Genomic DNA, 22,554 nt, shown 5'->3' on the forward strand with positions numbered 1-22,554 from the left:
GGAGGAGGCTTTTGGGAGCAGACATAAAAATAAAAAACTCTTTTGAAGAAAGGAGTGAAAACCCGATGTCAGCAATGGAAGGAAGGCGGATTCGGAAACCTGCTGTGGCAGGGACATTTTATCCGGACAACCCTACCGTTCTAAAGGAACAGATTGATTTTTTTCTTGAAAACCTTGAAGAGCGTGAAATTGAGGGGGATATTTACGGTATCATTTCACCCCATGCCGGGTACATGTATTCCGGGCAGGTAGCCGCTGCGGGATACAAACAGCTGCTGGGGCGGGATTACGATGTGGTTCTGGTCATTTCTCCCAGTCACCGGGAGTATTTCAAGGGGGTATCTGCCTTTTGCGGCGAGGCATACGAAACACCCCTGGGTCTTATCCCCGTTGCGGAGGATTTATGCCGGCGTCTAACCGAACAATCCGAACTGCTGTTTGATTCCTGGACAGGGCATCGGGAAGAACACGCGCTGGAGGTTCAATTGCCGTTTCTTCAGCGGATTTTAGGGGAGTTCCGGCTGATCCCTTTGGTGATGGGAGATCAAAACTACGATGACGCGGTGGAAGTGGGGGAAGCCATTGCCAGAATTCTCCGCCACGAGAAGGCTCTTGTGGTTGCCAGCTCTGATTTATCCCATTATTATCCGGCAGCCGTTGCCGAAAAAATGGATGCCCGGGTCATTCGTCACGTCTCCAATTTCGATTACGAAAGTCTGTGGGATGACATCGAAATGAGACGTGCGGAAGCCTGCGGTGCGGGTCCGATTGTTTCGGCTATGGTGGCAACAAAAAAAATGAGTGCAAACAAAAGCGAGGTCCTGCTGTACCGTCACTCGGGCCATGTAACCGGAGATGACAGTGCCGTTGTCGGATATCTGTCGGCGGTCATGTATCGCGTCTAATAAGGATAAAGATGATATGAAAAAGAAAGCGTTCGGTGAAAAAGTACTTCGTCTTGTGATAACGCCCGTGCTTTTGGCGCTGTTTTCAGTCGGGGCACAGGCGCAATCAGTGGGATTGTCGTTTTACACGGTATCGCCCGATCAGGGGAAATCAGGCAAACTTTATTTGAATTATGACACCAATTACGGGGTTCGGGCTATTCGTCCGTTTGGTGAGGACGGTGTGGAACAACGGGCCGGAGTTGTTTATGGAATCACCTCCAATTTAAGCCTGCTTGGAGTGGCCGGTGCTTTGATTGATCGAAATTCTGCCGTTCATGCCGGATCGGTGCAGTTGGAACTCATGCAGAAAATTCTTTCACAGAAGGATCACTTTGTGAACCTGGCCGCCAGTGTGGGCTTTTTACGGGAATATCTTGGGACAAATGTCCTCATGGCCCGGCTGGCACTGGGCCGCGATTTTGGACGGTTCAATCTTCGGGGAAATGCTGTTTTTGAAAAACCCTTCGCCAAGAATCGCGATCCAATGGACGTGATTACAACGGCCGCCGTTGGCTACCGGATATTCCCCTGGCTCTGGGGAGGGATTGACGCTGTCGGAGAGGATCTGGAAGGCTTTTTTGAACCGGATGAAGCAGAGGGAGGTGCAAAACTGATGGTCGGTCCGACCGTGCAGATGCACTTTTCCAGCAAGATGCAAATGCGCCTGGGTGCCGGACCGATTTTTTATCTGACAAAAAGTACTCCCATTAGCGAGGCGCCTCGATATCTTCCACCCGGGAAAAGCGGATACACCATTCGCGTATCGATGATTTATGGAATTTAAGGTGATTCCATAAAAAGGAGGTGATGAAATGTCAAAAAAAGCGGGTGTCGATCTCGGATTAACGGATGAAGAAAAACTCTATTTGCTCCGATTAGCGCGGGACGTTATTTCGAAAAAGGTGAAGGGGATAAATGTTACTATCCCGGAGCCCCCCACTGAGAGATTGCATGAGAAACGCGGTGCCTTTGTGACGTTAAATGAAATGGGTCAGCTTCGGGGCTGCATCGGCTACATTGAAGCCATAAAACCGCTTTATTTGACCATTGCTGAAATGGCTGAATCGGCCGCGTTCCGTGATCCCCGCTTTCCACCCGTAACGGCTGATGAAGTCCCGAACCTGGAAATTGAGATTTCGGTGCTCACGCCGCTTCGCCCCATTGAGTCGATTGACGAAATTCAGGTAGGGCGGCACGGACTCTTGGTGCGCCAGGGGTTTTATCAGGGATTGCTCCTGCCGCAGGTTGCAACGGATTACGGCTGGGATCGGGAAACGTTTTTGACCCAAACCTGTCATAAGGCCGGGTTGCCCGGAAATTGCTGGAAGGAACCGGAAACAGAAATCCTGATTTTTTCAGCGGATATCTTCAGTGAGAAGGATTTCAATGAGAAACAGTAGATTGTCCCATCCCCCGGCCGGAGAATGAGACGAAAGGTTTTCTCATCCGATTGGGTTTGGAAATACGGGTTTCCGATAGATCCTCAAAAGCAAGGAGGATAAAAACACTCGATAAAAGGAGATTCAGGTGATAGTACTAAATTCGCTGGAGGAAAAGGAATACCAAAAAATATTTGAAGCGGCTGTTAAGATGATCGAAGAGCGCCGGAAAATCGATCCGTCGTTTTCGATAAAGGATCTGGAACGCCTCTTGCGGACCGAATATGAAGTGGAAGGAAATGATCAGTTTGGCCGCGGTAGGGTTTTCGAACTGGAACTGTCTGCGACAATTGCGGCTCACGAGTTTGTACTCGCAAAATGGAAAAAGGAAAGCGATAATTCGCATCAATGAATAAAATTGAAATAGGGAGGTAATAACATGGAACTGTGGCAATGTTCAGTTTGCGGTTATATTGCAGATGAGGAAGCTCCTGAAGTGTGTCCCAAATGTGGTGCTCCCCGGGAAAAATTTGAAAAGCTGGAGAAAAGTCGAACGGATTTGGTGGAGCGCGCTCGATACACGAATTCGCTCCACCAGGAATTATTTTCAATTCTTGGAAATGCTCTGGATGTGGCTGAAGAAGGAATTGAAGATAACCTTGATCCGGGGTGCCTGGATATTTTTCAGAAGGCCAAAAAGCACGCAACCGAATTGCGGCAAATGATTCTGGCCGAGATTCAAACCCACATCAACAAAGGGAAATGGGGCTAAAATCCGATTCACATGTCCTCCTCTGAGATACTCGGAGGAGGATTTTTTTTCATAAGTTTCACCCTGTTTTGTTATCTTCATAATATCCGCATTCTAAGTTGAATCTATTCACAGTATTTAGTATATTCTTAGGGTTTTTAGGATCTTACATCCAAAGAATTCCGAAACTAATATCCATTATTTTCGTATTGTATTTAGTGTCGAAATAAAAGCCGATACGTTCTTGGATTCCAGGCATTATGGCGACATTGCCGCTGGGGCAAAGCCTGCGATTACACTGTAATAAATAACCGCACCCTTTAGGGGTACGGTCGTTCTTGGATAAGTCAAACCAAAAATCAGGTCTTCTCTATGTCTTATTGTGTTCTTACGGCCGATATTCATCAGTCACGCCTGGTGGCCAACCGCCAAGAGCTTCAAGATCAAATAGAGGCATCTCTTCAAACCGTTAACCAAACCTTTGCATCCTCGATTGGCGTTCCCTTTACAATTACACTGGGTGATGAGTGGCAAGGGATTGTTCAAACGTTGTCTGCGGCATATGAAATTGCGGTTTATTTTATTGAAACGTTTCATCCTGTCCGGTTGGCTATCGGCATTGGAGAAGGAAAGATTGAAACAGCGTGGCGCCAACGCTCGTCTGAAATGGACGGGGAAGCCTTTCATCGGTCGCGAAATGCCCTTGAAGAGGCACGGCGAAAAAATCGGAGAATCCGGTTTGCAACTTCTCGTACCCATGAAGATGTCCTTCTAAATGCGATTACATTTCTTCTCCAAATTCAGCGAGAAAGCTGGACGGAAAAACAATTCAAAAAATTTTCTGTGTACAGAAAGTTCAGAAATACGATCAAAACCGCGGAAGCGATCGGTGTTTCCCAATCGGACATTCATCAGACGTTAACCGCCATTCAGGCCGATGGTTATCTTGAAGCGGAAGAAGATTTACTATATTACCTGAAGAATTATAAGTAATAATACTTATAATAAGCATACTATAAGTTAAATAGCTTATAGTTTTTAAATTATAAGTAATAATGCTGAGACAATGATTACATTTTATGAAAAAATTGGTTTTGTAACAGCAGGGTATCTTGTTGCACTGTTCGGTGTGGATTTTTTCATTCTGATTGTTCTTAAAGCTCTGTTGCGGCGAGAGGTGGATAATGTGTTTCGGAAAATGTCTGAAATTCGCCTGAAAGGGGTTAGCCGCTATATTGGTTGGGTGGAGCGTTTTTTCATTTTAACCTTGGTGCTGGTAGGGAGCTATGCCGGAATCGGGTTTGTGCTTGCGGCGAAGAGTATTTTGCGTTTGGGTAAAGAGGAAAAATTTATTGAGTACGTTCTTTTGGGAACCATGCTCAGCTTTTCACTGGCCCTTGTTATTGGATTGTTTTTACGATATTTATTGGGACTATCGGTGTTTCAATAGGATTTGGATTTTTTCCGAATATTACATTTTGCAAGAATAGAATTAGCGAAAGGAGTTTGCCAATGCCCGATCCAATTGTTCATGAGAAGATTCAACAAGCCTCTGAGATTTTGAAGGAGAAAGGAATTGACGCGTGGCTTGTTTTCGTGCGGGAATCGGCTGCCATGGCCGACCCAACACTGGAAATGGTTTTAGGGACAGGCTGTACCTGGCAATCGGCATTTTTTATTACGGCTGCCGGTGATACAATTGCCATTGTCGGGAGTTTGGATGCGGCGAATATCGAAGGCACGGGCACCTACAGGGAAATAATCGGTTACACCGCTTCAATTCGGGACGATTTATTGAAGACCCTTAATAAAATAAATCCACAAAAAATCGCCATAAATTATTCGAAAAATGATTACATGTCAGATGGCTTGACTCATGGAATGTTTTTATTGCTGCAGGATTATTTGCAGGGAACCCCGTTTATCAATCGCCTGGTATCTTCGGAATCCGTTGTGTCGTCTTTGAGGGGACGGAAATCTCCCACGGAATTGAAACGGATTCAGGAAGCCATTCGGATTACGGAAGAAATTTACGATAAAGTAACCGGTTTTTTGCATCCCGGACAGAGCGAAAAAGAGATTGCCGCATTTATTAAAAATGAGTTTGATGCCTACGGGGTCGAACCCGCCTGGGATCCGATCATGTGTCCCTCGGTGTTTACAGGTCCCGAAACGGCCGGTGCCCATTTTGGGCCGACAGATCGGAAAACAGAAAAGGGACACATTATTAACATGGATTTTGGGGTGAAAAAGGACGACTACTGTTCCGATATGCAGCGGACCTGGTATTTTTTGAGAGACGGAGAAACAAAAGCTCCGGAGAATGTACAAAAGGGATTCGATGTGTTGCGCGATTCCATTCAGTTGGCGGCAAAGGCCATTAAACCGGGAATGGCCGGTTGGGAAATCGACAAAGTGGCACGGGATCACATCGTGCAAAATGGATTTGAAGAATATCCGCATGCACTTGGCCACCAGGTGGGCCGGCTGGCGCACGATGGCGGAGGATTATTGGCCCCCCAATGGGATCGGTACGGCGAGTTACCCTTCCAGCCGATTGAAGTGGGACAGGTGTACACCCTTGAGCCCCGCCTGACGGTAGAGGGCCATGGGGTCGTGACCATGGAAGAAATCATTGTTGTGCGGGAAAATGGCGCCGAGTTTTTGAGTCATCCGCAGACGGAGTTGTGGCTGATTGGGTGAGGAAAATGCTTTTGGGGCTTTCACCATAAAGAATTATGCTGAGATGACACAAAAAACTGTGTAGGATTGAACAATCACCACAATTTATTTTGGGGACCCTTGTTACAAAGAGGAGCCTAAAAAACCAAACCATGGCCACGGTCCAATGTGGCGAAAAAGAATAGGCTTAAACACGGGAGGATTTCATGCGAAAAAAAATACTGTTAGTTGTGGGAATCAGTGTATTAATGTGGGGAATGGCATTCGCTGGTACCCAGCAAAAAGCGGCACCGGAGGTGATTCAAAAACTAAAAGCGGCAGGGGATTTGAAAACCTATCCGGATGCAAATTCCATCATTGTTTTCGATTCCACCACGTATCACTACAAAGCGAATGGACTGTACAGCAATTATCAGCATGCGCTGGTGAAAATCCTGACCAATCAGGGAAAGAAGGCAAATGGAGAAGCCCATTTTCCATACTTCCGAAAATATGATAAAATTTCAATTGAAATGGCTCGCGTGATCAAACCCGATGGTTCTGTTATCCCGGTTCCGGAGGATAAAATTACGGATATTACCAGCGGCTCGGCGGTAGCCATGAATATTTATGAACCGGATATGCGGGAGAAGGTGGTCACTTTTCAGGGCCTGGAGGTGGGAGATGCCATTGAATATCGGGTTACGGATGTGTCCCATCAGGCGCCCATGGAAAATCACTTTGATGCGGTTGAACTGTTTCAGGGGATGTCCCCGATTGTGGAGCGTGTGTTTCAAATAACGGGTCCCGTGGAGAAGCCTCTTCACTACATTGTGAAACGCGGAAAGGTCGATTTCTCAAAAGTGGAAAAGAACGGGCAAATCACCTACACGTGGAAGGTAAAGAATGTGCCGCGAATCATCCCGGAACCCGGCATGCCGGCTTTACCGGATGTGGTGACCAAATTAGTGGCATCCACCACCACATCCTGGAAGGATATTTCCCGCTGGTATTTTAATCTGACAGAGCCCAGACTGGCTTTGAATGATTCCATTCGAGCAGAGGTCAAACAATTAACCGCCGGAAAGACGGACTGGAATCAGAAGGCCCTGGCTATTTATCATTTTGTTGCGCAGAAGATTCGTTACATGGGATTGTCCATTGGCAAGAAAGCCGGTTTTCAGCCCCATCCGGTGACCCAAACCTACAAGATGCGTTACGGTGTTTGCAAGGATGTGGCAGCTCTGATGGTGGCGATGTGCCGCGAGGCGGGAATCAAGGCGGATATTGTTCTCACCAATCCGTCCATCCAAACAGACGCCGAAATTCCGAATATCAATTTTAATCATGCCATCGTCGCATTGCAAGACTCCTCGGGAAAATTTGTTTATGCGGATCCGACGGTTGAAGATTGCCCCACATTATTGCCCTCCACGGAAGCCGATCAGGCCGTATTGGTGGCTACCAAAAAGGGCGAGGATTTGCAGTACACTCCCTATTCGCCTCCCGAAGATAATATGGGCATTATTCACGGGATATCCTCCCTTTCAAAAGACGGAACACTTACGGGACAGATTATCTTCGACACGAAGGGCATTTACGATCTGGCGTTCCGGGGATTCTCGAAACGTATGCCTCCCATGCAGTTAAAAATGATCTGGCAGCAGGTGTTGCAGGGCGTGTACCCGGGTGCCAAATTGGTTGATTTCAGCATGTCAGATGTAAATGATTTGTACAAACCGTTTCAAATGAAGCTTTCCTACACGATTGACGGGTATGCCATGAAGGCCGGAAAATATGTCCTGGTAAAGTCGCCTGTTGCAACCGGTGGATTTGAATTGATATCCAGAAGCATTTTTCGGTCGGCCAGTTTGCCCAGCCGAACCTACCCGCTTCGAATTGGGACGACATTTGGTTCGCTGGAAGAAGAGGACATGACCCTTCCGGAGGGTGTTTGGGTGAAGGCAGTGCCGAATCCTGAGAAACTGGATCAGAAACCTGTTTATTACGGCGTAGGTTACACCGTATCCAAGGATGCATCCGGGAAAAATGTAGTTCACTTTAAGAAAAAACTGTTGGTTGAGAAGAAGGTGCTTTCACCAAAAGAATATCTTGTTCTTAAAAAGGCACTTCAGGCGAAACAAAAAACCGGACGCGGCGAAATTATTTACATGGCAAAATAATCCCTTTCGAAAGAATGATGTTAAGGAGGCACAAATGAAATTTCTATATAAACTATTTGGAGCACTGCTGTTGGGATTGTGCATCAGTACATTCGCAAGCGCACAGCATCGCTATTCTGAAGCGGAGGTGAAAAGTCTGATCGAAAATGCGCCCAGCTCGGTGGATTATCCGCAGGCAAGTGCCGTTATTTTGCTCAGCCAAAAAATACTCACCATTCACAAGGACGGAAGTTCTACATTGGATGAGCATTTACTCATCAAAATTTTGAAACATCGCGGAAAACAAAAGTACGGAGATCAGAAGCGAAAATACAATGCCAAATCCGACAGCATTCAGGTGATTCGCGCCGTTACCTACAAGCCCGGCGGCAAGGTGATTGCCGTGGAATCCAAGGCCATTAACGACATTACACCGCTTGAACTAACCAGTGCGTCCGTTTATGCAAACATTCAGGAAAAGGTTATTTCGTTTCCGGCTCTCAGCCCCAACGCGGTCATGGAGCTAAAACTCCGGAAAGTTTCAAAAGCCCCCAAGGATTCCACAGACCGCCATTATTGGGGAATGGTTGGGTTTCAAACGAACGATCCCATTTTGCGAAAGGAATTTGTCCTGATCGTTCCCAAAAGCCAGGATGCCAATTTCACCTTTTTGCACAAAAATGTGAAGCCCGAGCAGACCACTTTTGGGGATGATCGGTATGTTTACAACTGGCGCGTCGAAAAATCCCCTCAAATCATCACCGAGCCCAATATGCCACCCTTCGAGGATTTTATTCCGTTGCTGGTTTTTTCCTCGGAAAAACAGTGGCCTGCTGTTGGGAAATGGCTTGGCACCAAATTCTTTAAGCATGTGGTTGTTACGGATTCTATCCGGAAACAGGTGAAGGACCTGATCAAGGGAAATCAGACGGAAGATGAAAAAATCCGGAATATTTTTCTTTTTGTCGCACAAAAAATCCGAAACGTGTACTTGCAGCTGGGTCTGGCCGGCTATGAACCGCACGATGCGGATTCGGTGTTGGCAAACCGCTACGGCGACTCCCGGGATAAATCCGTTCTTCTGGTGACCCTTTTAAAGGCCGCCGGTATTACGGCCTATCCGGCATTTGTTAATGCCGAACCCCTTCCGCTGGTTAAATCCGTTCCCACACCCAAACAGTTCGATCAAATCTATGTGGCCGTTCCCCGGAAAAACGGGGAAACACTCTGGCTTGATCCCTTTGCTGACGATACCCGTTACCCCTATTTTATCGGCGGGCAGGGGAACACCTCTCTGGTGGTGGCTCCACAAAAATCATTTTTATGGAAAGTGAAAAAATTCGCACCGGAGTACAATCTCTCCGACAGCCAGTTAAATTGCCAGCTTGACAAAGAGGGTTCTGCAAAAACCGAGATTACATCCCGATTAAACGGGTATTTTGATATGCGGGCCCGATCATCGTTAAAGGATCAAACTCCCAAAGAAATTCAACAATATTTTCTGAAGATGGCCAATGCCATGGGAGAAGGGTCCAAAGAAATTTCCCACAGTCTGAGTAATTTGAAAAATCTGGTGGAGCCTGCGGTGATTCGGCAGGTAGTTAAAACGCCCGACCTGGGGATTGTTGAAGGAAATATGATGATTTTCCGCGTTCCCCGCGTTCCGTACGGATTCGTACACAATCCCTTTTTCCCCAGCCTTGAAAAGCGAAAGTTTGATTTTGAAATTGGCTCGACCATGAAAATCGTTTTGAAGGGCGACATCACCCTTCCACAGGGCTATAAAGTGGCATACGTACCAGAACCTTTTTCAATAGAAAACAGTTACGGCTCCTGGGCCATTCACTTTTCAACGATGAAATCGGGAAAAATTCACTACACGTACTCGTATATTTTGAAAAAGATGCGGGTTCCAATTCGTGATTACCCGGAATTCAAAAAGGCTTTTGACGATTTTTCCAGGCCTCAAAATCGTTTGATTTTGCTGGAAAAGAAATAATAATAAGCACGACTCCGGACAGAAATGAAAGCGACTGCGTAGGCCAACAGATTTTGTTGGCCTACTTTAATTTAAACAGGATAAAAAATGACGCGAACAAAAAACCATTATTATGACGGTTGGTTCTATCGAAAGTACATTGATCCCAATCTTGAAGAAGTCAGACAAATCATTGCCGGGCAACTGCCCGAAAATTGTTCCACGATTGACATTGGCTGCGGCACGGGTGCCCTTGTCTTCTCTCTGGCGGATAAATGCCGGCGACTTGTGGGCGTGGAGCTTTCGCCCCGAATGTTGAAATTTGCCAGTCAACAAAAGGAGCAGTTGGGGCTAAATCAGGTGGATTTTGTGCTGGGAAATGCCTCCCGGTTGCCTCAGTTCAGGGATAAGGAATTTGACGTAGCCGTTACCTCAATGGTACTCCACGAAATGCCGGCTGGCCTTCGGGGGGCGGTTATTCTGGAAATGGTACGTGTGGCAAAAGAGGTTATTCTGGCGGATTATGCCATTCCGCAGCCGAAAAATCTTTCCGGTTACACCACGTTTCCGGTTGAGTTCGTAGCCGGTCTGTCCCATTTTAAGGGATTTCTGTCCTTCTACAAAAACGGGGGATTACCGGGTTTGTTGAAATCAGTGGGACTTACCAGTGCCTATTCCACTCTCAACACCGCCGGAACCATCCAGATTGTGAAAATAACCAACCATCCTGCCCGCGGCTGAACGCAGTTTACTCGGTTCTACCGGAATTTTTATGTCGTAAGTCCCCGACACCTTTTGTCCGGAGATTTAATGCCGATCCAAAGAACCGACTCGTCGGCAATCCTCTCTTTCACCTTGCGAATGATCCAAAATCCAAAATTTTTGTATTATTTAAAACACTATTTCAGTCACAAAAAACAGGAGTGTCGTGTGTACGAAGGGTTAACCGAAGAACAGATTGTTGAATTGATTGCAGAAGAACTGCGGGTTCTCCCGGTTCAGGTTAAAAACACCGTGGAATTGTTGGACGACGGCAACACCGTGCCGTTTATTGCGCGGTACCGAAAAGAGGTCACGGGTAAGCTGGATGAAGAGCAAATCCGGGACATTCAGATGCGGGTGAATTATTTTCGTATTTTGGAGGAGCGAAAGCAGACGGTTCTAAAAACGATCGACGAACAGGGCAAGCTTACCCCGGAACTCCGGGAGAAAATCGTCCGTTCGCGAAAATTGCAGGAAGTGGAAGACCTTTATCTGCCCTACAAACCAAAGCGAAAAACCCGCGCCACAATGGCCAGAGCGAAGGGATTGGAACCGCTTGCCCAACTTATTTGGGAACAGAAGATTGAGGAAGGTACACCGGAAGAGTATGCCGAGCCGTATGTCAGCGAGGAAAAAGATGTTCCTTCCGTTGACGAGGCGTTGCAGGGTGCCCGGGATATTGTAGCGGAAATGATTTCGGACAGTGCCGATTTCCGTCAGTTGGTGCGAAAATTCGTTTTGGATACCGGACTGCTTGTGAGCGAAGGGAAAACCGACGCGCGCGCCGAGTATGAAATGTACGCCGATTACAAGGAGCTTCTCAAGCGCATCCGTCCGCACCGGATTCTGGCCATGAACCGCGGGGAAAAAGAAGGAAAACTCCGGGTCAAAATTGAGGTGGAGGACGACTCCGTTTTGCGAAAATTGGAGCTTATGATTGTTCGAAACCCACAGTCTGTTTTTGTCGAACACCTGCGTACGGCCGTTACCGATGCCTACTACCGGCTGATTTTTCCGGCAATTGAGCGGGAAGTCCGGAGTCTTCTCACCGAAAAGGCGGAGGACCATGCCATTCAGGTGTTTGCCAAAAATCTTCGCAATCTGCTCATGCAGCCGCCCATCGCAGGGAAAATCATTATGGGCATTGATCCCGGCTACCGCACCGGCTGCAAAGTGGCCGTGATTGATGAAACCGGTAAATACCTGGAGGGAAACACCATTTTCCCGCACCCGCCCCAAAATCAATGGGACAAGGCGAAGGGCATTCTATTGGACTTAATTAACAAGCACTATGTGGACGTCATTGCGATCGGCAACGGCACCGCTTCCCGTGAAACCGAGCAGCTGGTGGCCGAGCTCATTCAAGAAAAGGTTCCGGACGTGCGGTACGTCATTGTGAGCGAAGCCGGAGCGTCCGTGTATTCTGCTTCTCCGCTGGCTCGGAAGGAATTTCCCGATTTGGAAGCCAGCATGCGGGGCAATATTTCCATTGCCCGCCGCCTTTTGGATCCCTTGGCGGAACTGGTGAAAATTGATCCCAAGTCCATTGGGGTAGGATTGTATCAGCACGATGTAAATCAAAAAAAATTGGCCGATTCCCTGCAAACCGTGGTGGAATCGGTGGTGAATTATGTGGGGGTGGATGTGAATACGGCTTCCCCGGCCCTGCTCAAATATGTTTCCGGGCTGAACGGCAAGCTGGCGGAAACTATTGTCGCCCATCGTGATACACATGGGGCGTTTAAAAATCGCCAGGACTTGTTGGACGTGAAGGGAATGGGGGCCAAGAGTTTTGAGCAGAGCGCCGGATTTTTGAGAATCCGGGGGGGAAACAATTGGCTGGACAATACGGCCATTCACCCGGAGTCTTACGAATCGACTCAAAAGCTTCTGAATGTGCTGGGTTTGGATTGGGAAGTGGTGCGCGCAAACGGCCAGATTGTACGCCGAAAAATTGAAGAAAAGAATCTGGCCTTCGAGGAGTTGGCCGCAAAAATCGGTGTGGGTGAATATACGCTGATGGACATTCTGGAGAATCTGGAAAAGCCGGGACGTGATCCGCGAACGGAAGTCCCTCCGCCCATCTTCCGCAGTGACGTGCTGAAAATGGAGGATTTAAAGGAAGGAATGATTTTGAAGGGGACAGTGCGAAATGTGGTGGATTTTGGAGCCTTTGTAGACATCGGTGTCAAGCAGGATGGCCTGGTGCACCGGAGCGAAATGGGACGCCGCGTTAAAGATCCCATGGACGTTCTTTCCGTGGGGGACGTCATCGATGTGCGGGTCCTGAAAGTGGACCTGGAACGACAACGCGTGGCATTGAGCTTGAATCTGGAAGGGTAAGATCAACCGGCGTTGGAATTGACGGAATGGTGCAGAGGAGTTCCTTTTTTAACGAGGGTTGCAGCTTTAAGCCGGAATATCGGGAAATAAAAAAACAAAATTATTTTCTTGTTTTAATAACTATGAAACGTTGGAATGTATTTCGGAGTTTAAAAAATCGGTTGGGCTGTTATCCAATAAAAAAGAAGAAAAGATAAGGAAAGAAAAAATGGATGAGGACATCGACGGCTATTATTTGGATGACGGAACAAAAATTGATCCCAATTTAATTCCCAAACCGGGATTGTGTTTGACGTGTAAAAAAGACGATGATCCCGCCGAAGAGATCCTGTGTACGCTCACGCGAATCGATGAACGGGATGACTCGGAGTTTGTCTGCTACAGCTACGAGCCCAAATCCAAACAGGGCTTTGCGTGAGATTTTCAGGAAGGCTTTTTGATTCACAATGAAAGAATAAAGCGAGTGCATGGTAATCCTCCAAAAAAGGCGGGGGGATTTTTTCATCCGAAACGAAAACAAGAAAGGAGGGCACGATGAAACGAAGGCGCAGTTTTCATTGGAATCAATCGGGAATAGCAGCAGGTGTAGTCGCCGTGTTCCTGCTGGCGGCAGTGGCAGGATGTGGACATAAAGCATCAGAAAGCAAACAGGCAGCCATTCCGGGTTCAAAACAACGGATAGCTGAGCTTAAATCAAAAAGACAAGAGGCCCTTCTAAAAGTCACCGGTATTTCCCGAGACACCCTGAAGGCGAAAATCTATGCAGAGAAGAAAAAACAACAACAGGCCGGGAAGAAAAAACATGTTCAAGAAGCCTTACAAAGCATTCAGGAAACGGAGAATGCCATTGATCTGATCAAAAAAGGAAAAACCCAGGCGGCTATGGATACGCTGGCCAAAACGGTGGGTAAACTGGAATTACTGCTTACCCGGTATCCCAGTGACAGCTTGATTTTGGCCGACAGTTATGAGCAAACCATCAATCTCGCAACCAATTTAAAAAGCGCCAAATGGGCACACGAACAGGTGAAAAAGTGGGTGGCTCAGGATGAGCTTCAAAATGCCCGCCGTCTTCTGGATAATATGGTCAGCGAAATTCGTATAACATCGGTTTATCTGCCCATAAAAACGTATCCGGCTGCGATTAAGAAAGCCGCGAAATTATTGGACGAAGGAAAAACCAAGGACGCACAGGCGGTGTTGGAGGAGGCTTTAACCACACTGGTGATTGAGGAACGATCGATCCCCATTCCCATAATCAGTGCCATTGCGCTAACGGATGCCGCTTCAGTGATGGCGGATTCTTCCAAAGACAAGGCAGTGGAATTGCTGAAGAATGCGCGCGTGCAGTTGGAATTGGCTAAAGAATTGGGCTATCATCCTCACGATAAAATTTATAAGGTGCTGGACAAAGAAATTAAATCCCTGATGTCCAGTCTGAAAAAAGGTAAAAAAACAAAAGGTGTTTTTCAAGATCTCCACAAGAAGTTAAGAAAATTTAAAGAGAAATTTTAACGTGTGCCAGATTTTTCAGAAAATGTGAAAAGGTAAAAATTGAACATCCGGGTCTTAAAATGATCCTGCCTGGTTGTTTTTCAATTCCCCCCAATTTGGGGGGAATTTTTTTGGAAAAATGGCAGCCAGCCGACCAATTTCCAGAAAATTTTGAGTGGATTATTTCATCCATTTCGCTTAATTTATGGTGGGAGTTTTAAAAAATAAGAATAAAAACAATAGAAAAGGATCTTAACGATGCGTGAAATACCCTATGTTCAACCCCAACCCTTGAGCGCTGTTCAGGAAAATGCCTTGTTGCGTTCCGTTTACAATTGGATGCTGCTGGGATTGTTTATTTCAGGTGCGGTAGCCTACGTCACGGCTCATAGTGCCGGCCTCCAACAGCTTATTTTTGGCAATTCCATCATGATCTGGGTCTTGCTTCTGGGTGAATTGGGATTGGTTTTTGCTATTTCAGGTGGGATTAGCCGGATGTCAGCTTCTACGGCCTCCGGGTTGTTTCTCTTGTTCTCATTCATCAACGGTCTTACCCTGTCGTCTATTTTTCTGATTTACACCTCTTCATCCCTTGCCACCACTTTTTTCATCACAGGATTGACCTTTGGCGCAACCAGCTTTTATGGATACGTAACCAAAACCAATCTTTCTTCGATAGGGAACTATCTGTTTATGGGGCTTATCGGAATCATTATCGCATCGGTAGTTAATATTTTTATGAGAAATTCAATGTTGGATCTGGTCATTTCTTATGTTGGGATTCTGATATTTGTCGGGTTAACGGCATACGACACGCAGAAAATTCGCCGTCTGGGGGAAACCGTGCGACAGTCGGATACCGAACAATTTGGAAAAATCGCGATACTTGGAGCGTTGTCTCTCTATCTGGATTTTGTGAACCTGTTCCTGATGTTTTTGCGAATTTTTGGACGGGGAGAGGAATGAAATCGTCCGTAAAAGCCTTAACAAAGTGAGGAAGTTATGGTTGCCCAAAAGCAATTAGCCGAAGAGAAATTGGACATCAAGGAATTGATCGCCATGGGTGTGGGCGGAATGGTTGGCGGGGGAATCTTTTCTGTTTTGGGACTTTCTGTGGGGATGGCCGGACACGCAGCGCCCATTGCATTTTCTATTGGGGGCATCATTGCCCTTCTCACCGGACATTCGTACGCCCGCCTGGGACTGGCTTTTCAGTCTGACGGGGGAAGTTTCACCTACATGGAAAAAAGTGTCAAAAGTGAAAACCTCGCGGCGATTGGCGGCTGGTTGCTGCTGGTGGGGTACATTGGTACCCTGGCCCTTTATGCCTATACCTTTGGCGTATATGGGGCGGCGATGTCGGGGGCAACGGTTCATACTCTTGCGGTTAAACACTTTCTTGAAAGCTTTATATTACTCTTATTTCTCGGAATTAATTTGTACGGAATTAAAGCCGCTGGTCATACGGAGGTGCTGATCGTTTTGATCAAGGTCACGATTCTGATGTTATTTGCCGGAATTGGGTTATTTTATGTGAAAGGAAACTACCTGCTTCCGGTATTTAACCAAGGCGCAGCGGGTTTGCTCATGGGATCGGCCTTGATTTTTGTGGCCTATGAGGGATTTGAACTCATTCCAAATGCCGTTCACGAAATGAAAAATCCGGATCGGGACCTACCTCGCAGTATTATCCTCTCGATTGTCATTACGATAATCATTTATTTACTGGTTTCTCTGGTGGCCGTTGGAAATCTCACCCCCGAGAAATTAATCCAGTACAAGGAATATGCCCTGGCTGCGGCGGCCAAACCTTTTTTAGGACAGGCCGGGTTTATCCTGATCGGACTGGGTGCCTTGCTTTCCACGGCATCCGCCATTAACGCGACTCTTTTTGGCACCGCCCGGTTGGGAATGGTGATGGCACAGGACAGAGCCCTGCCCCGGGCCTTTTCGTTTCGGGAACGAACCAAAGACATCCCGTGGTTGAGTTTGGTCATTATTACTTTCGTGACTCTCTTTTTTGTGAATATTGCTGATTTAACCCTGATTTCTTCTTTTGCCAGTTCCACATTCTTGCTCATTTTTGTTTTTATTAATTTTTCGGCCATCCGGCTTCGAAAAAAAATCAAAATCAATTCTTTGTCACCGCTGCTTGGATTTTTGTTCAGCCTGGCGGCATGGATTGTTCTCATCGTTTATATGTGGCAAAAAAGTTTTAAGGGATTAATCTGGATCGGCGGGTTTTACGTTGCCGTGGCATTTGCCGAATTTTTATTTAGTAAAAGAAGCCTTTTGGCCCGCGCCAGGCACTATTTGTAATTCGGATTCGGAAAACGGGTAAACAACCTCGTCTGCATTTGGATTCGAAAAAAGCGTGCGCGCCATTTGAGCCTGCAAATATTTGAACTGGAGTTAATTTGAGAAAAGAGAAAGGAATCGCATGAGTTCCAAAGAAAAAGAAAATGCTAAGTCAGGAAAACGCCGTCATCATCGCTCGTTTGGATCGCTTTTCAAATTGTTCTTCGTGTATTTTATTGTCATTCTGGTGGTTTTTGCCTGGCTCGATTACTATATGAGTGAATTTCTGAATCCCATTCTATTTGTTGTTTTCTCGCTTTTGATTGCTGCCGTGGCCACCTTTGTTCATGTACGCGTGGGCAAAAAGTCGGAAGTGGATGATTTGGCGGAGAAACTTTAGGCTCTCTTTCCTGAATTAAGGAGGACTTATTCGTGATTTACACCATTACACTCAATCCGGCCCTGGACCGCACCATCTGGGTCAAAAAAATCAACTACGATGATTCCAACCGAATCGAAAAAGAAGAAAAATATGCCGGGGGAAAAGGAATTGATGTGTCTCGGGTTCTGGGGAAATTGGACTGCGTGAACCACGCTTTGGGTTTTCTGGGCGGATATACGGGAATGGAGGTGGAGGGACTGCTCCTGCAGGAGGGAATCTACTGTGATTTTACGCCCATTGCCAATGACACCCGAACGAATATCGTCTTGAATGTTTCCGAGACGGAGCAGCAGATTTTGTTCAGCGCCAGCGGCCCGGAAATCCGGCCGGCTGAGCTCACCGCATTTTTTCAGAAACTGGAACAACTCCAGACACCCGAAATTGTGGCCATCAGCGGGAGTTTGCCTGAAAAATTGAGTCCGATTATTTACGCCAGGAGCATTGAAATACTCAAGCGAAAAAACGCCCGCGTACTTTTGGATACGGATGGTGAAAACCTGCGTGTGGGCATTACCGCAAAGCCCGCCCTCATTAAACCCAATATTCACGAATTGAGTCGACTGGTCAAGCGGGATTTGACGCGATTCCCGGACATCCTGGCGGCAGCCGAAGAAATCCAGCACGGCGGGATTGACATTGTGCTGGTATCCATGGGGGCAGAGGGTATTCTTTTGGTCAACTCCCATGAAAAAATACTGGCCGTTCCTCCACAGGTAACCGTTGTGAACACGGTTGGCGCCGGAGACTCCGCTGTAGCGGGATTTATTTTTGGCCTGGCAAACGGGTTGTCGCTTCCGGAATCCCTGAAATATGCCGTGGCGGCAGGTACCGCAACAACCCTTCAACCGGGAACGGCGTTGGCACAGCGGGAGGATATTGAGGACATCGTACCGAAGGTGAACGTGAAACGTGTCTGATTTGAAACACAGGATGCACGTACCGTCAACCCATCTGCGATCCGGTAGAATTATCGACGAGGTAAAGAAAAATCGGGAACGGATTAAGGAACTGGGTCCGGGACTGATTACAGGGGGCGCGGGTGACGACCCTGCCGGAATTATTACCTACACGGCTGTTGGAGCCAACACCGGTTTTTCTCTGCTCTGGCTTTTACTCCTTTCCACTCCCATGATGATTGTCGTTCAGGATATGGCCGCCCGCGTGGCGGTGGTAACCGGAAAAAGCCTCCCGGAAATTGTAAGGGCATTTTATTCCCGGAAGCTATCGGTGCTGATGGTTTTATCGTTAAGCATTGCAAATATCATTACAATCGGAGCAGATTTACAGGGCGTGTCTGCGGTACTTTCACTTCTCACGGGAATCAAAGCCCTGAATTTTATGATTCCCATTACGGCTTTGATTGCCTATTTTGTAATGTTTAAGACCTATCGAATCGTTAAACGATTTTTTATGGGATTTACATTTATTCTCATTGCTTATATCGTGGCAGCTGTTTTGGCCAAACCCGTCCTGAAAACCGTTTTGCTGAATACATTTATCCCTCAAATCAAGATTTCAACCGCCTTTGCATTTGCCGCTCTGGGGTTACTGGGAACCACCATTTCGCCGTACCTCTTGTTCTGGCAGGCCTCCGAGGAAAAGGAAGAGCACAAGTCCGTTGCCCAGGCAAAGGAAGTGGCCTGGGATACGGCCATCGGGATGATTTATTCCAATCTGATTGCCTTTTGCATTATTTTAATGGGAGCACTTATGTTGCATGGCTCCGGCCATTCACTCAATACGGTCAGGGATGCCGCCCTTGCTTTGTTGCCTCTTGGCAAGGAAAATGCCTTTATTCTGTTTACCATTGGAATACTGGCGGCCGGATTTCTGGCCATTCCCGTTCTGGCGGGTTCCACAGCCTACGCCGTGGCCGATACGTTTGGGTGGCGCGAAGGGCTGGATTACAAGGTCAGCGATGCCAAGGGCTTTTACACCGTCTTTTTTGGTGCCCTGATTATTGGCGATCTGATTTACATGTCTCCGTTCTCAGCCGTTCAGGCCCTTTACTACAGCCAGATTCTGGATGGAATTATGCTGCCCATTCTGGTAGGAATTCTCCTGCTCCTGAATAACAATTCGAAAATTATGGGGGATTACAAAAACTCACGATTTAACAATATATTCGGCTGGCTGACATTGATCGTCAGTTCGGTGTTTATTTTGGCCATGTTTGGCCAGATGCTTTTTTAATATACAGGGGCGATTTGTAAATCGCCCCTGCACGTTAAAAAGAAGGTACCTATTTCTTTGCCATCTTCCGCATGTTTGCCGCAAGCTCCTTAATCTCAACCAGATCCTTTTTCATTTTGGCATAGCCGTACCAGGTGGTGTAATCGGGATTGAAATGGTAGGCCGCCTGAAACGTTTTCATCCGGTGATCCATAAACATCTCGTACAGGATTTCCTCGATGTGCGTGTTGACTTCATAAAAGGTCAGCAGATCGGGATAGGGATAGGTGGCCTGATTGGTTTTTTCCGGAATAATTCCGTCGCGGTAAAGTCCCGCCACTGTCTCGATAGCTTCGGCAAAAAGGCTGTCGGCTGCTTTGAGCATCAGATCCGCATTTTTCAGATTTTCCTTCGAGAAATTGGCTGAGTGACATTTTTCACAGTTTTTCAGCATCCTGTCCCGTTCAGCCTGCCAGGATTCTTTGGTCAGACGGGCCAGTTTTCCGGCCTTAACAATGTCCAGACGCTTGGTGGGTTTGCCGTCTTTATCGAGCACGCCCAGTGCTTTGAGGATGGTCACCCGGTAACCCATCCACTCTTTGTCGCTTTCGGGCAGACGCAATCCCAAAAATCCCCAGGCCGTCATCACGCGGTGATTCCCGTTGGTCATGTGGCAGTCCTGACAGGTGGGTCCCCGGTGGGCCTTGCGATCCGTCAAATAGGCCGATCCGTGTTTAGAGTGGTACCAGAATTCCCATTGTGCATGGTCAAATCCGGTGTGGCAGCTCATGCAGGCTTCCGGTTCTCTGGCCTCGGCTTTGGAAAACGCGTGGCGGGTATGGCAATTCTGGCAGTCCATGCCATATTTGTAGTATTTCCGCCAGGGATTATTCTTTCGGACGGACTGATCGGTTACTCCCAGATTGTGACAGCCGTTGCAGCCCTTTTGCCCGGCGATAAAGGCTTCCGGCTGTTTCTTGGCGAAATCCGGAAAGGCAGAAATTGCCACCAATCCCAGGGCATGTTTGCCGCTCATGTACTGTTCCACTTGCTCAGTGTGGCATTTTTTACAGGTGCTAATGGTGGGTAATTCTGCTTTATCCACATCATTTGCGCTCATGTGAGCGGAGCCGTGACAATCTGCACACGTAAGAGATTCTGCCATTTTGCCGCGATTAAAATCGGCCACAATCCCGGGCGTAATTTTTTTGTGGCACTCCTCGCATTTGGAATTGACTGCTTTTACGGAATTACTAAATCCGGTCACAAAGGCGAAAGCCAGCAAGATTAACCCGAAAAATTTTGCGATATCGCCTTTGAATAAGGATCGGACTGCATTCATGGGGCCCTCCGTCGTTTAATTAAGTGAATGATTATCTGTATTGTGGGTAATTATTTGAAGTGAACCGGTGTTTAACGTTTGAAATATACAAAAAAAATGGCCGTTTGTAAAGAAAAAAATAGGGATGAAAAAAAGCCCGTGAATGAGTCACGGGCTTTCAGTTATTTAATGAATGGGAAAAGTCTGTTTTTATTGAGCCAGGGTTTTCAGAATTTCGCCCAGCAAGGTGTAAAACTTTTTCACTGTGGGGATGCTTACCCGCTCATCCGGTGAGTGAGGATTCTGAATTTCCGGGCCGAAGGACACCATGTCCAGTCCCGGATATTTTTCGCTCAGAATGCCGCATTCCAGTCCGGCGTGGATGGCTTCCATTTTGGGCTCTTCCCCGAAAAGCTTTTTGTAGGTTTCTTTGGCGATTTGCAGAACAGGGGATTCCAGGTTGGGCGTCCAGCCGGGGTAACCCGGAGGCTGTTCAGCAGTTGCTTCGGCCAGCTCGCACAAAGCACGCAGTTTTTGGCTGACGAAATGCAATGCCGAATTAATGGAACTGCGGCTGCTCAGGCCCACTTCAATTTCATCATCCAGAAAATGCACCGTGGCCAGGTTGTTGGAGGTTTCCACCAGCCCCTGGATTTTGGGATGAATTTCCAGAATCCCATGCGGAACGGCCAGCAGAAAGTTCAGCAGACGCTTCTGTAAATCAGCCGTAACCGCATGCCCCGCAGCCGTTTCCTGCGTTTCAATGTTCCAGGTCATGTTTTCTTCAACCAGGCCGTACTCACCCTTGAGATCATCAAAAACCCGGCTCAGAATTTGCGTAAATGTATCGGTCTTATCTTTTGGAACGGAGACTACGGCGGAGGCTTCGCGCGGGATGGCATTTCGTTTGTCCCCGCCTTCCATCGCGATCAATTCAAAGGGGATTTGCCGCGCGGCCGTCCACAGCATGCGGGCCACGAATAAGATGGCATTGCCGCGGTGCAGATTAATGTCCAGACCGGAATGTCCGCCTTTCAGCCCTTTTATTGTAATTTTCAGGATTTCGCCGGCGGGTTCAGCCGCCTGAAGCTCTTTCTTGAATTTGGCATGGGTGTTTTCGCCGCCGGCACAGCCGATGAAAAACACCCCGTCGTCCTCGGAGTCGAGGTTAAGCAGGGTTTTTCCGGTGAGCATACCCTCCCCGATCTGCGATGCGCCGGTGAGCCCGGTTTCTTCATCAATTGTAAACAAGAGTTCCAGGGGGCCGTGGACAAGGGTGGTGTCTTCGAGCACGGCCAGAGCCGCAGCCACGCCCACGCCGTTGTCTGCACCCAGGGTTGTGCCCTGTGCCGTCAGCCAGTCACCGTCTATCCGGAGCTGAATGGGGTCTTTGGAAAAGTCGAAATCCACGTCCGAATTTTTTTCACACACCATGTCCAGATGACCTTGCAAAATCACTGTGGGAGCCTTTTCGTGCCCCGGGGTGGCGGGAACCCGTATTACCACGTTGCCCACCGAATCCTGCTTGTATGTGTAACCGAGGGTTTTGGCCACGGAAATCACATAATCAGCTGCTGCTTTTTCATGCCCGGAACACCGGGGAATTTTTCGAATCTCGTCAAAATGCTTCCAGAGCAGTCTGGGTTCTAAGTCCTGCAGATTTACCGTCATGTTTTCCTCCATTTATTTTTTAAGTGTTTTCAAACAAAACCCTCAGTTTTAGAAATTTTTTCAAGCACTAAATAATACAAATGAATTACTTAAGAATCAAGGATTTTTCCCTTGAAACTTTCAAACAAAAATGGTATTATTTATCGGATTTCTCAAAGATGTGGAACACGTGG

General features: G+C 47.4%; 21 protein-coding genes. 19 read left to right on the top strand and 2 right to left on the bottom strand.

The features are described from left to right. The first annotated feature begins 65 nt into the window (after positions 1 to 65). From amrB to GXO76_03075, 19 genes are all read left to right on the top strand, one after another. On the top strand, positions 66 to 905 hold the full coding sequence (amrB, locus tag GXO76_02985) for an AmmeMemoRadiSam system protein B (GenBank protein ID NOY76817.1): 840 nt from the start codon (positions 66 to 68) through the stop codon (positions 903 to 905). Positions 906 to 921: 16 nt separating this feature from the next. Beyond that, positions 922 to 1,731 (top strand): hypothetical protein, encoded by an 810-nt coding sequence (locus tag GXO76_02990; protein ID NOY76818.1) that lies wholly within the window; start codon positions 922 to 924, stop codon positions 1,729 to 1,731. Positions 1,732 to 1,759: 28 nt separating this feature from the next. After that, positions 1,760 to 2,347, top strand: a complete 588-nt coding sequence (gene amrA / locus GXO76_02995) for an AmmeMemoRadiSam system protein A (GenBank protein NOY76819.1) — start codon at positions 1,760 to 1,762, stop codon at positions 2,345 to 2,347. Between the two features lie 127 nt (positions 2,348 to 2,474). Continuing rightward, a complete protein-coding gene (locus tag GXO76_03000; protein NOY76820.1) occupies positions 2,475 to 2,738 on the top strand; it encodes a hypothetical protein in 264 nt (87 codons plus the stop codon). A gap of 27 nt (positions 2,739 to 2,765) precedes the next feature. Next, on the top strand, positions 2,766 to 3,098 hold the full coding sequence (locus GXO76_03005; GenBank protein NOY76821.1) for a rubredoxin: 333 nt from the start codon (positions 2,766 to 2,768) through the stop codon (positions 3,096 to 3,098). A 351-nt stretch (positions 3,099 to 3,449) separates the two neighbouring features. Beyond that, the gene (locus GXO76_03010) at positions 3,450 to 4,070 is read left to right on the top strand and encodes a hypothetical protein (GenBank protein ID NOY76822.1); all 621 of its coding nucleotides are present in this window, start codon (positions 3,450 to 3,452) and stop codon (positions 4,068 to 4,070) included. A 73-nt stretch (positions 4,071 to 4,143) separates the two neighbouring features. Further along, positions 4,144 to 4,527, top strand: a complete 384-nt coding sequence (locus tag GXO76_03015) for a hypothetical protein (GenBank protein NOY76823.1) — start codon at positions 4,144 to 4,146, stop codon at positions 4,525 to 4,527. A gap of 62 nt (positions 4,528 to 4,589) precedes the next feature. Further along, on the top strand, positions 4,590 to 5,780 hold the full coding sequence (locus GXO76_03020; GenBank protein ID NOY76824.1) for an aminopeptidase P family protein: 1,191 nt from the start codon (positions 4,590 to 4,592) through the stop codon (positions 5,778 to 5,780). Between the two features lie 185 nt (positions 5,781 to 5,965). Continuing rightward, the gene (locus GXO76_03025) at positions 5,966 to 7,921 is read left to right on the top strand and encodes a DUF3857 and transglutaminase domain-containing protein (GenBank protein ID NOY76825.1); all 1,956 of its coding nucleotides are present in this window, start codon (positions 5,966 to 5,968) and stop codon (positions 7,919 to 7,921) included. Between the two features lie 34 nt (positions 7,922 to 7,955). After that, positions 7,956 to 9,899 (top strand): DUF3857 and transglutaminase domain-containing protein, encoded by a 1,944-nt coding sequence (locus GXO76_03030; GenBank protein NOY76826.1) that lies wholly within the window; start codon positions 7,956 to 7,958, stop codon positions 9,897 to 9,899. An 87-nt stretch (positions 9,900 to 9,986) separates the two neighbouring features. Then, on the top strand, positions 9,987 to 10,619 hold the full coding sequence (locus tag GXO76_03035) for a class I SAM-dependent methyltransferase (protein NOY76827.1): 633 nt from the start codon (positions 9,987 to 9,989) through the stop codon (positions 10,617 to 10,619). A gap of 120 nt (positions 10,620 to 10,739) precedes the next feature. Further along, positions 10,740 to 12,983: an RNA-binding transcriptional accessory protein gene (locus tag GXO76_03040; protein ID NOY76828.1), complete on the top strand. Its 2,244-nt coding sequence runs from the start codon at positions 10,740 to 10,742 to the stop codon at positions 12,981 to 12,983. 208 nt (positions 12,984 to 13,191) lie between these two features. After that, complete coding sequence (locus GXO76_03045; protein NOY76829.1) at positions 13,192 to 13,401, top strand: hypothetical protein; 210 nt, start codon at positions 13,192 to 13,194, stop codon at positions 13,399 to 13,401. A gap of 116 nt (positions 13,402 to 13,517) precedes the next feature. Next, on the top strand, positions 13,518 to 14,498 hold the full coding sequence (locus tag GXO76_03050) for a YfdX family protein (protein NOY76830.1): 981 nt from the start codon (positions 13,518 to 13,520) through the stop codon (positions 14,496 to 14,498). 237 nt (positions 14,499 to 14,735) lie between these two features. Further along, on the top strand, positions 14,736 to 15,443 hold the full coding sequence (locus tag GXO76_03055) for a Bax inhibitor-1/YccA family protein (protein ID NOY76831.1): 708 nt from the start codon (positions 14,736 to 14,738) through the stop codon (positions 15,441 to 15,443). A 36-nt stretch (positions 15,444 to 15,479) separates the two neighbouring features. Further along, complete coding sequence (locus GXO76_03060) at positions 15,480 to 16,796, top strand: amino acid permease (protein NOY76832.1); 1,317 nt, start codon at positions 15,480 to 15,482, stop codon at positions 16,794 to 16,796. 121 nt (positions 16,797 to 16,917) lie between these two features. Next, positions 16,918 to 17,175 carry a hypothetical protein gene (locus GXO76_03065; protein ID NOY76833.1) on the top strand — a complete coding sequence of 86 codons (258 nt, stop codon included), beginning with the start codon at positions 16,918 to 16,920 and terminating at the stop codon, positions 17,173 to 17,175. Positions 17,176 to 17,207: 32 nt separating this feature from the next. Continuing rightward, positions 17,208 to 18,134: a 1-phosphofructokinase gene (gene pfkB, locus GXO76_03070; GenBank protein NOY76834.1), complete on the top strand. Its 927-nt coding sequence runs from the start codon at positions 17,208 to 17,210 to the stop codon at positions 18,132 to 18,134. Positions 18,135 to 18,147: 13 nt separating this feature from the next. Continuing rightward, the gene (locus GXO76_03075) at positions 18,148 to 19,410 is read left to right on the top strand and encodes a divalent metal cation transporter (protein ID NOY76835.1); all 1,263 of its coding nucleotides are present in this window, start codon (positions 18,148 to 18,150) and stop codon (positions 19,408 to 19,410) included. Positions 19,411 to 19,459: 49 nt separating this feature from the next. On the opposite strand, the gene GXO76_03080 is transcribed toward GXO76_03075, so the two are convergent. Both GXO76_03080 and GXO76_03085 read right to left on the bottom strand, forming a co-directional pair. Further along, a complete protein-coding gene (locus GXO76_03080; protein ID NOY76836.1) occupies positions 19,460 to 20,731 on the bottom strand; it encodes a cytochrome C in 1,272 nt (423 codons plus the stop codon). Positions 20,732 to 20,920: 189 nt separating this feature from the next. Next, a complete protein-coding gene (locus tag GXO76_03085; GenBank protein ID NOY76837.1) occupies positions 20,921 to 22,381 on the bottom strand; it encodes an aminoacyl-histidine dipeptidase in 1,461 nt (486 codons plus the stop codon). Positions 22,382 to 22,554: the final 173 nt, after the last annotated feature.

This window comes from Calditrichota bacterium (assembly GCA_013151735.1).
Classification (GTDB): domain Bacteria; phylum Zhuqueibacterota; class JdFR-76; order JdFR-76; family BMS3Abin05; genus BMS3Abin05.

What these genes read in the sequence shown, in the direction of transcription:
- GXO76_03080 (NOY76836.1), bottom strand. Translation starts at nt 20,731, where the DNA reads ATGAATGCAGTCCGATCCTTATTCAAAGGCGATATCGCAAAATTTTTC.
- GXO76_03010 (NOY76822.1), top strand. Translation starts at nt 3,450, where the DNA reads ATGTCTTATTGTGTTCTTACGGCCGATATTCATCAGTCACGCCTGGTG.
- GXO76_03040 (NOY76828.1), top strand. Translation starts at nt 10,740, where the DNA reads ATGATCCAAAATCCAAAATTTTTGTATTATTTAAAACACTATTTCAGT.
- GXO76_03050 (NOY76830.1), top strand. Translation starts at nt 13,518, where the DNA reads ATGAAACGAAGGCGCAGTTTTCATTGGAATCAATCGGGAATAGCAGCA.
- GXO76_03035 (NOY76827.1), top strand. Translation starts at nt 9,987, where the DNA reads ATGACGCGAACAAAAAACCATTATTATGACGGTTGGTTCTATCGAAAG.
- GXO76_03005 (NOY76821.1), top strand. Translation starts at nt 2,766, where the DNA reads ATGGAACTGTGGCAATGTTCAGTTTGCGGTTATATTGCAGATGAGGAA.
- GXO76_03015 (NOY76823.1), top strand. Translation starts at nt 4,144, where the DNA reads ATGATTACATTTTATGAAAAAATTGGTTTTGTAACAGCAGGGTATCTT.
- GXO76_03045 (NOY76829.1), top strand. Translation starts at nt 13,192, where the DNA reads ATGGATGAGGACATCGACGGCTATTATTTGGATGACGGAACAAAAATT.
- GXO76_03075 (NOY76835.1), top strand. Translation starts at nt 18,148, where the DNA reads ATGCACGTACCGTCAACCCATCTGCGATCCGGTAGAATTATCGACGAG.
- GXO76_02990 (NOY76818.1), top strand. Translation starts at nt 922, where the DNA reads ATGAAAAAGAAAGCGTTCGGTGAAAAAGTACTTCGTCTTGTGATAACG.
- GXO76_03060 (NOY76832.1), top strand. Translation starts at nt 15,480, where the DNA reads ATGGTTGCCCAAAAGCAATTAGCCGAAGAGAAATTGGACATCAAGGAA.
- GXO76_03020 (NOY76824.1), top strand. Translation starts at nt 4,590, where the DNA reads ATGCCCGATCCAATTGTTCATGAGAAGATTCAACAAGCCTCTGAGATT.
- GXO76_03065 (NOY76833.1), top strand. Translation starts at nt 16,918, where the DNA reads ATGAGTTCCAAAGAAAAAGAAAATGCTAAGTCAGGAAAACGCCGTCAT.
- amrA (NOY76819.1), top strand. Translation starts at nt 1,760, where the DNA reads ATGTCAAAAAAAGCGGGTGTCGATCTCGGATTAACGGATGAAGAAAAA.
- amrB (NOY76817.1), top strand. Translation starts at nt 66, where the DNA reads ATGTCAGCAATGGAAGGAAGGCGGATTCGGAAACCTGCTGTGGCAGGG.
- GXO76_03085 (NOY76837.1), bottom strand. Translation starts at nt 22,381, where the DNA reads ATGACGGTAAATCTGCAGGACTTAGAACCCAGACTGCTCTGGAAGCAT.
- GXO76_03055 (NOY76831.1), top strand. Translation starts at nt 14,736, where the DNA reads ATGCGTGAAATACCCTATGTTCAACCCCAACCCTTGAGCGCTGTTCAG.
- GXO76_03025 (NOY76825.1), top strand. Translation starts at nt 5,966, where the DNA reads ATGCGAAAAAAAATACTGTTAGTTGTGGGAATCAGTGTATTAATGTGG.
- GXO76_03030 (NOY76826.1), top strand. Translation starts at nt 7,956, where the DNA reads ATGAAATTTCTATATAAACTATTTGGAGCACTGCTGTTGGGATTGTGC.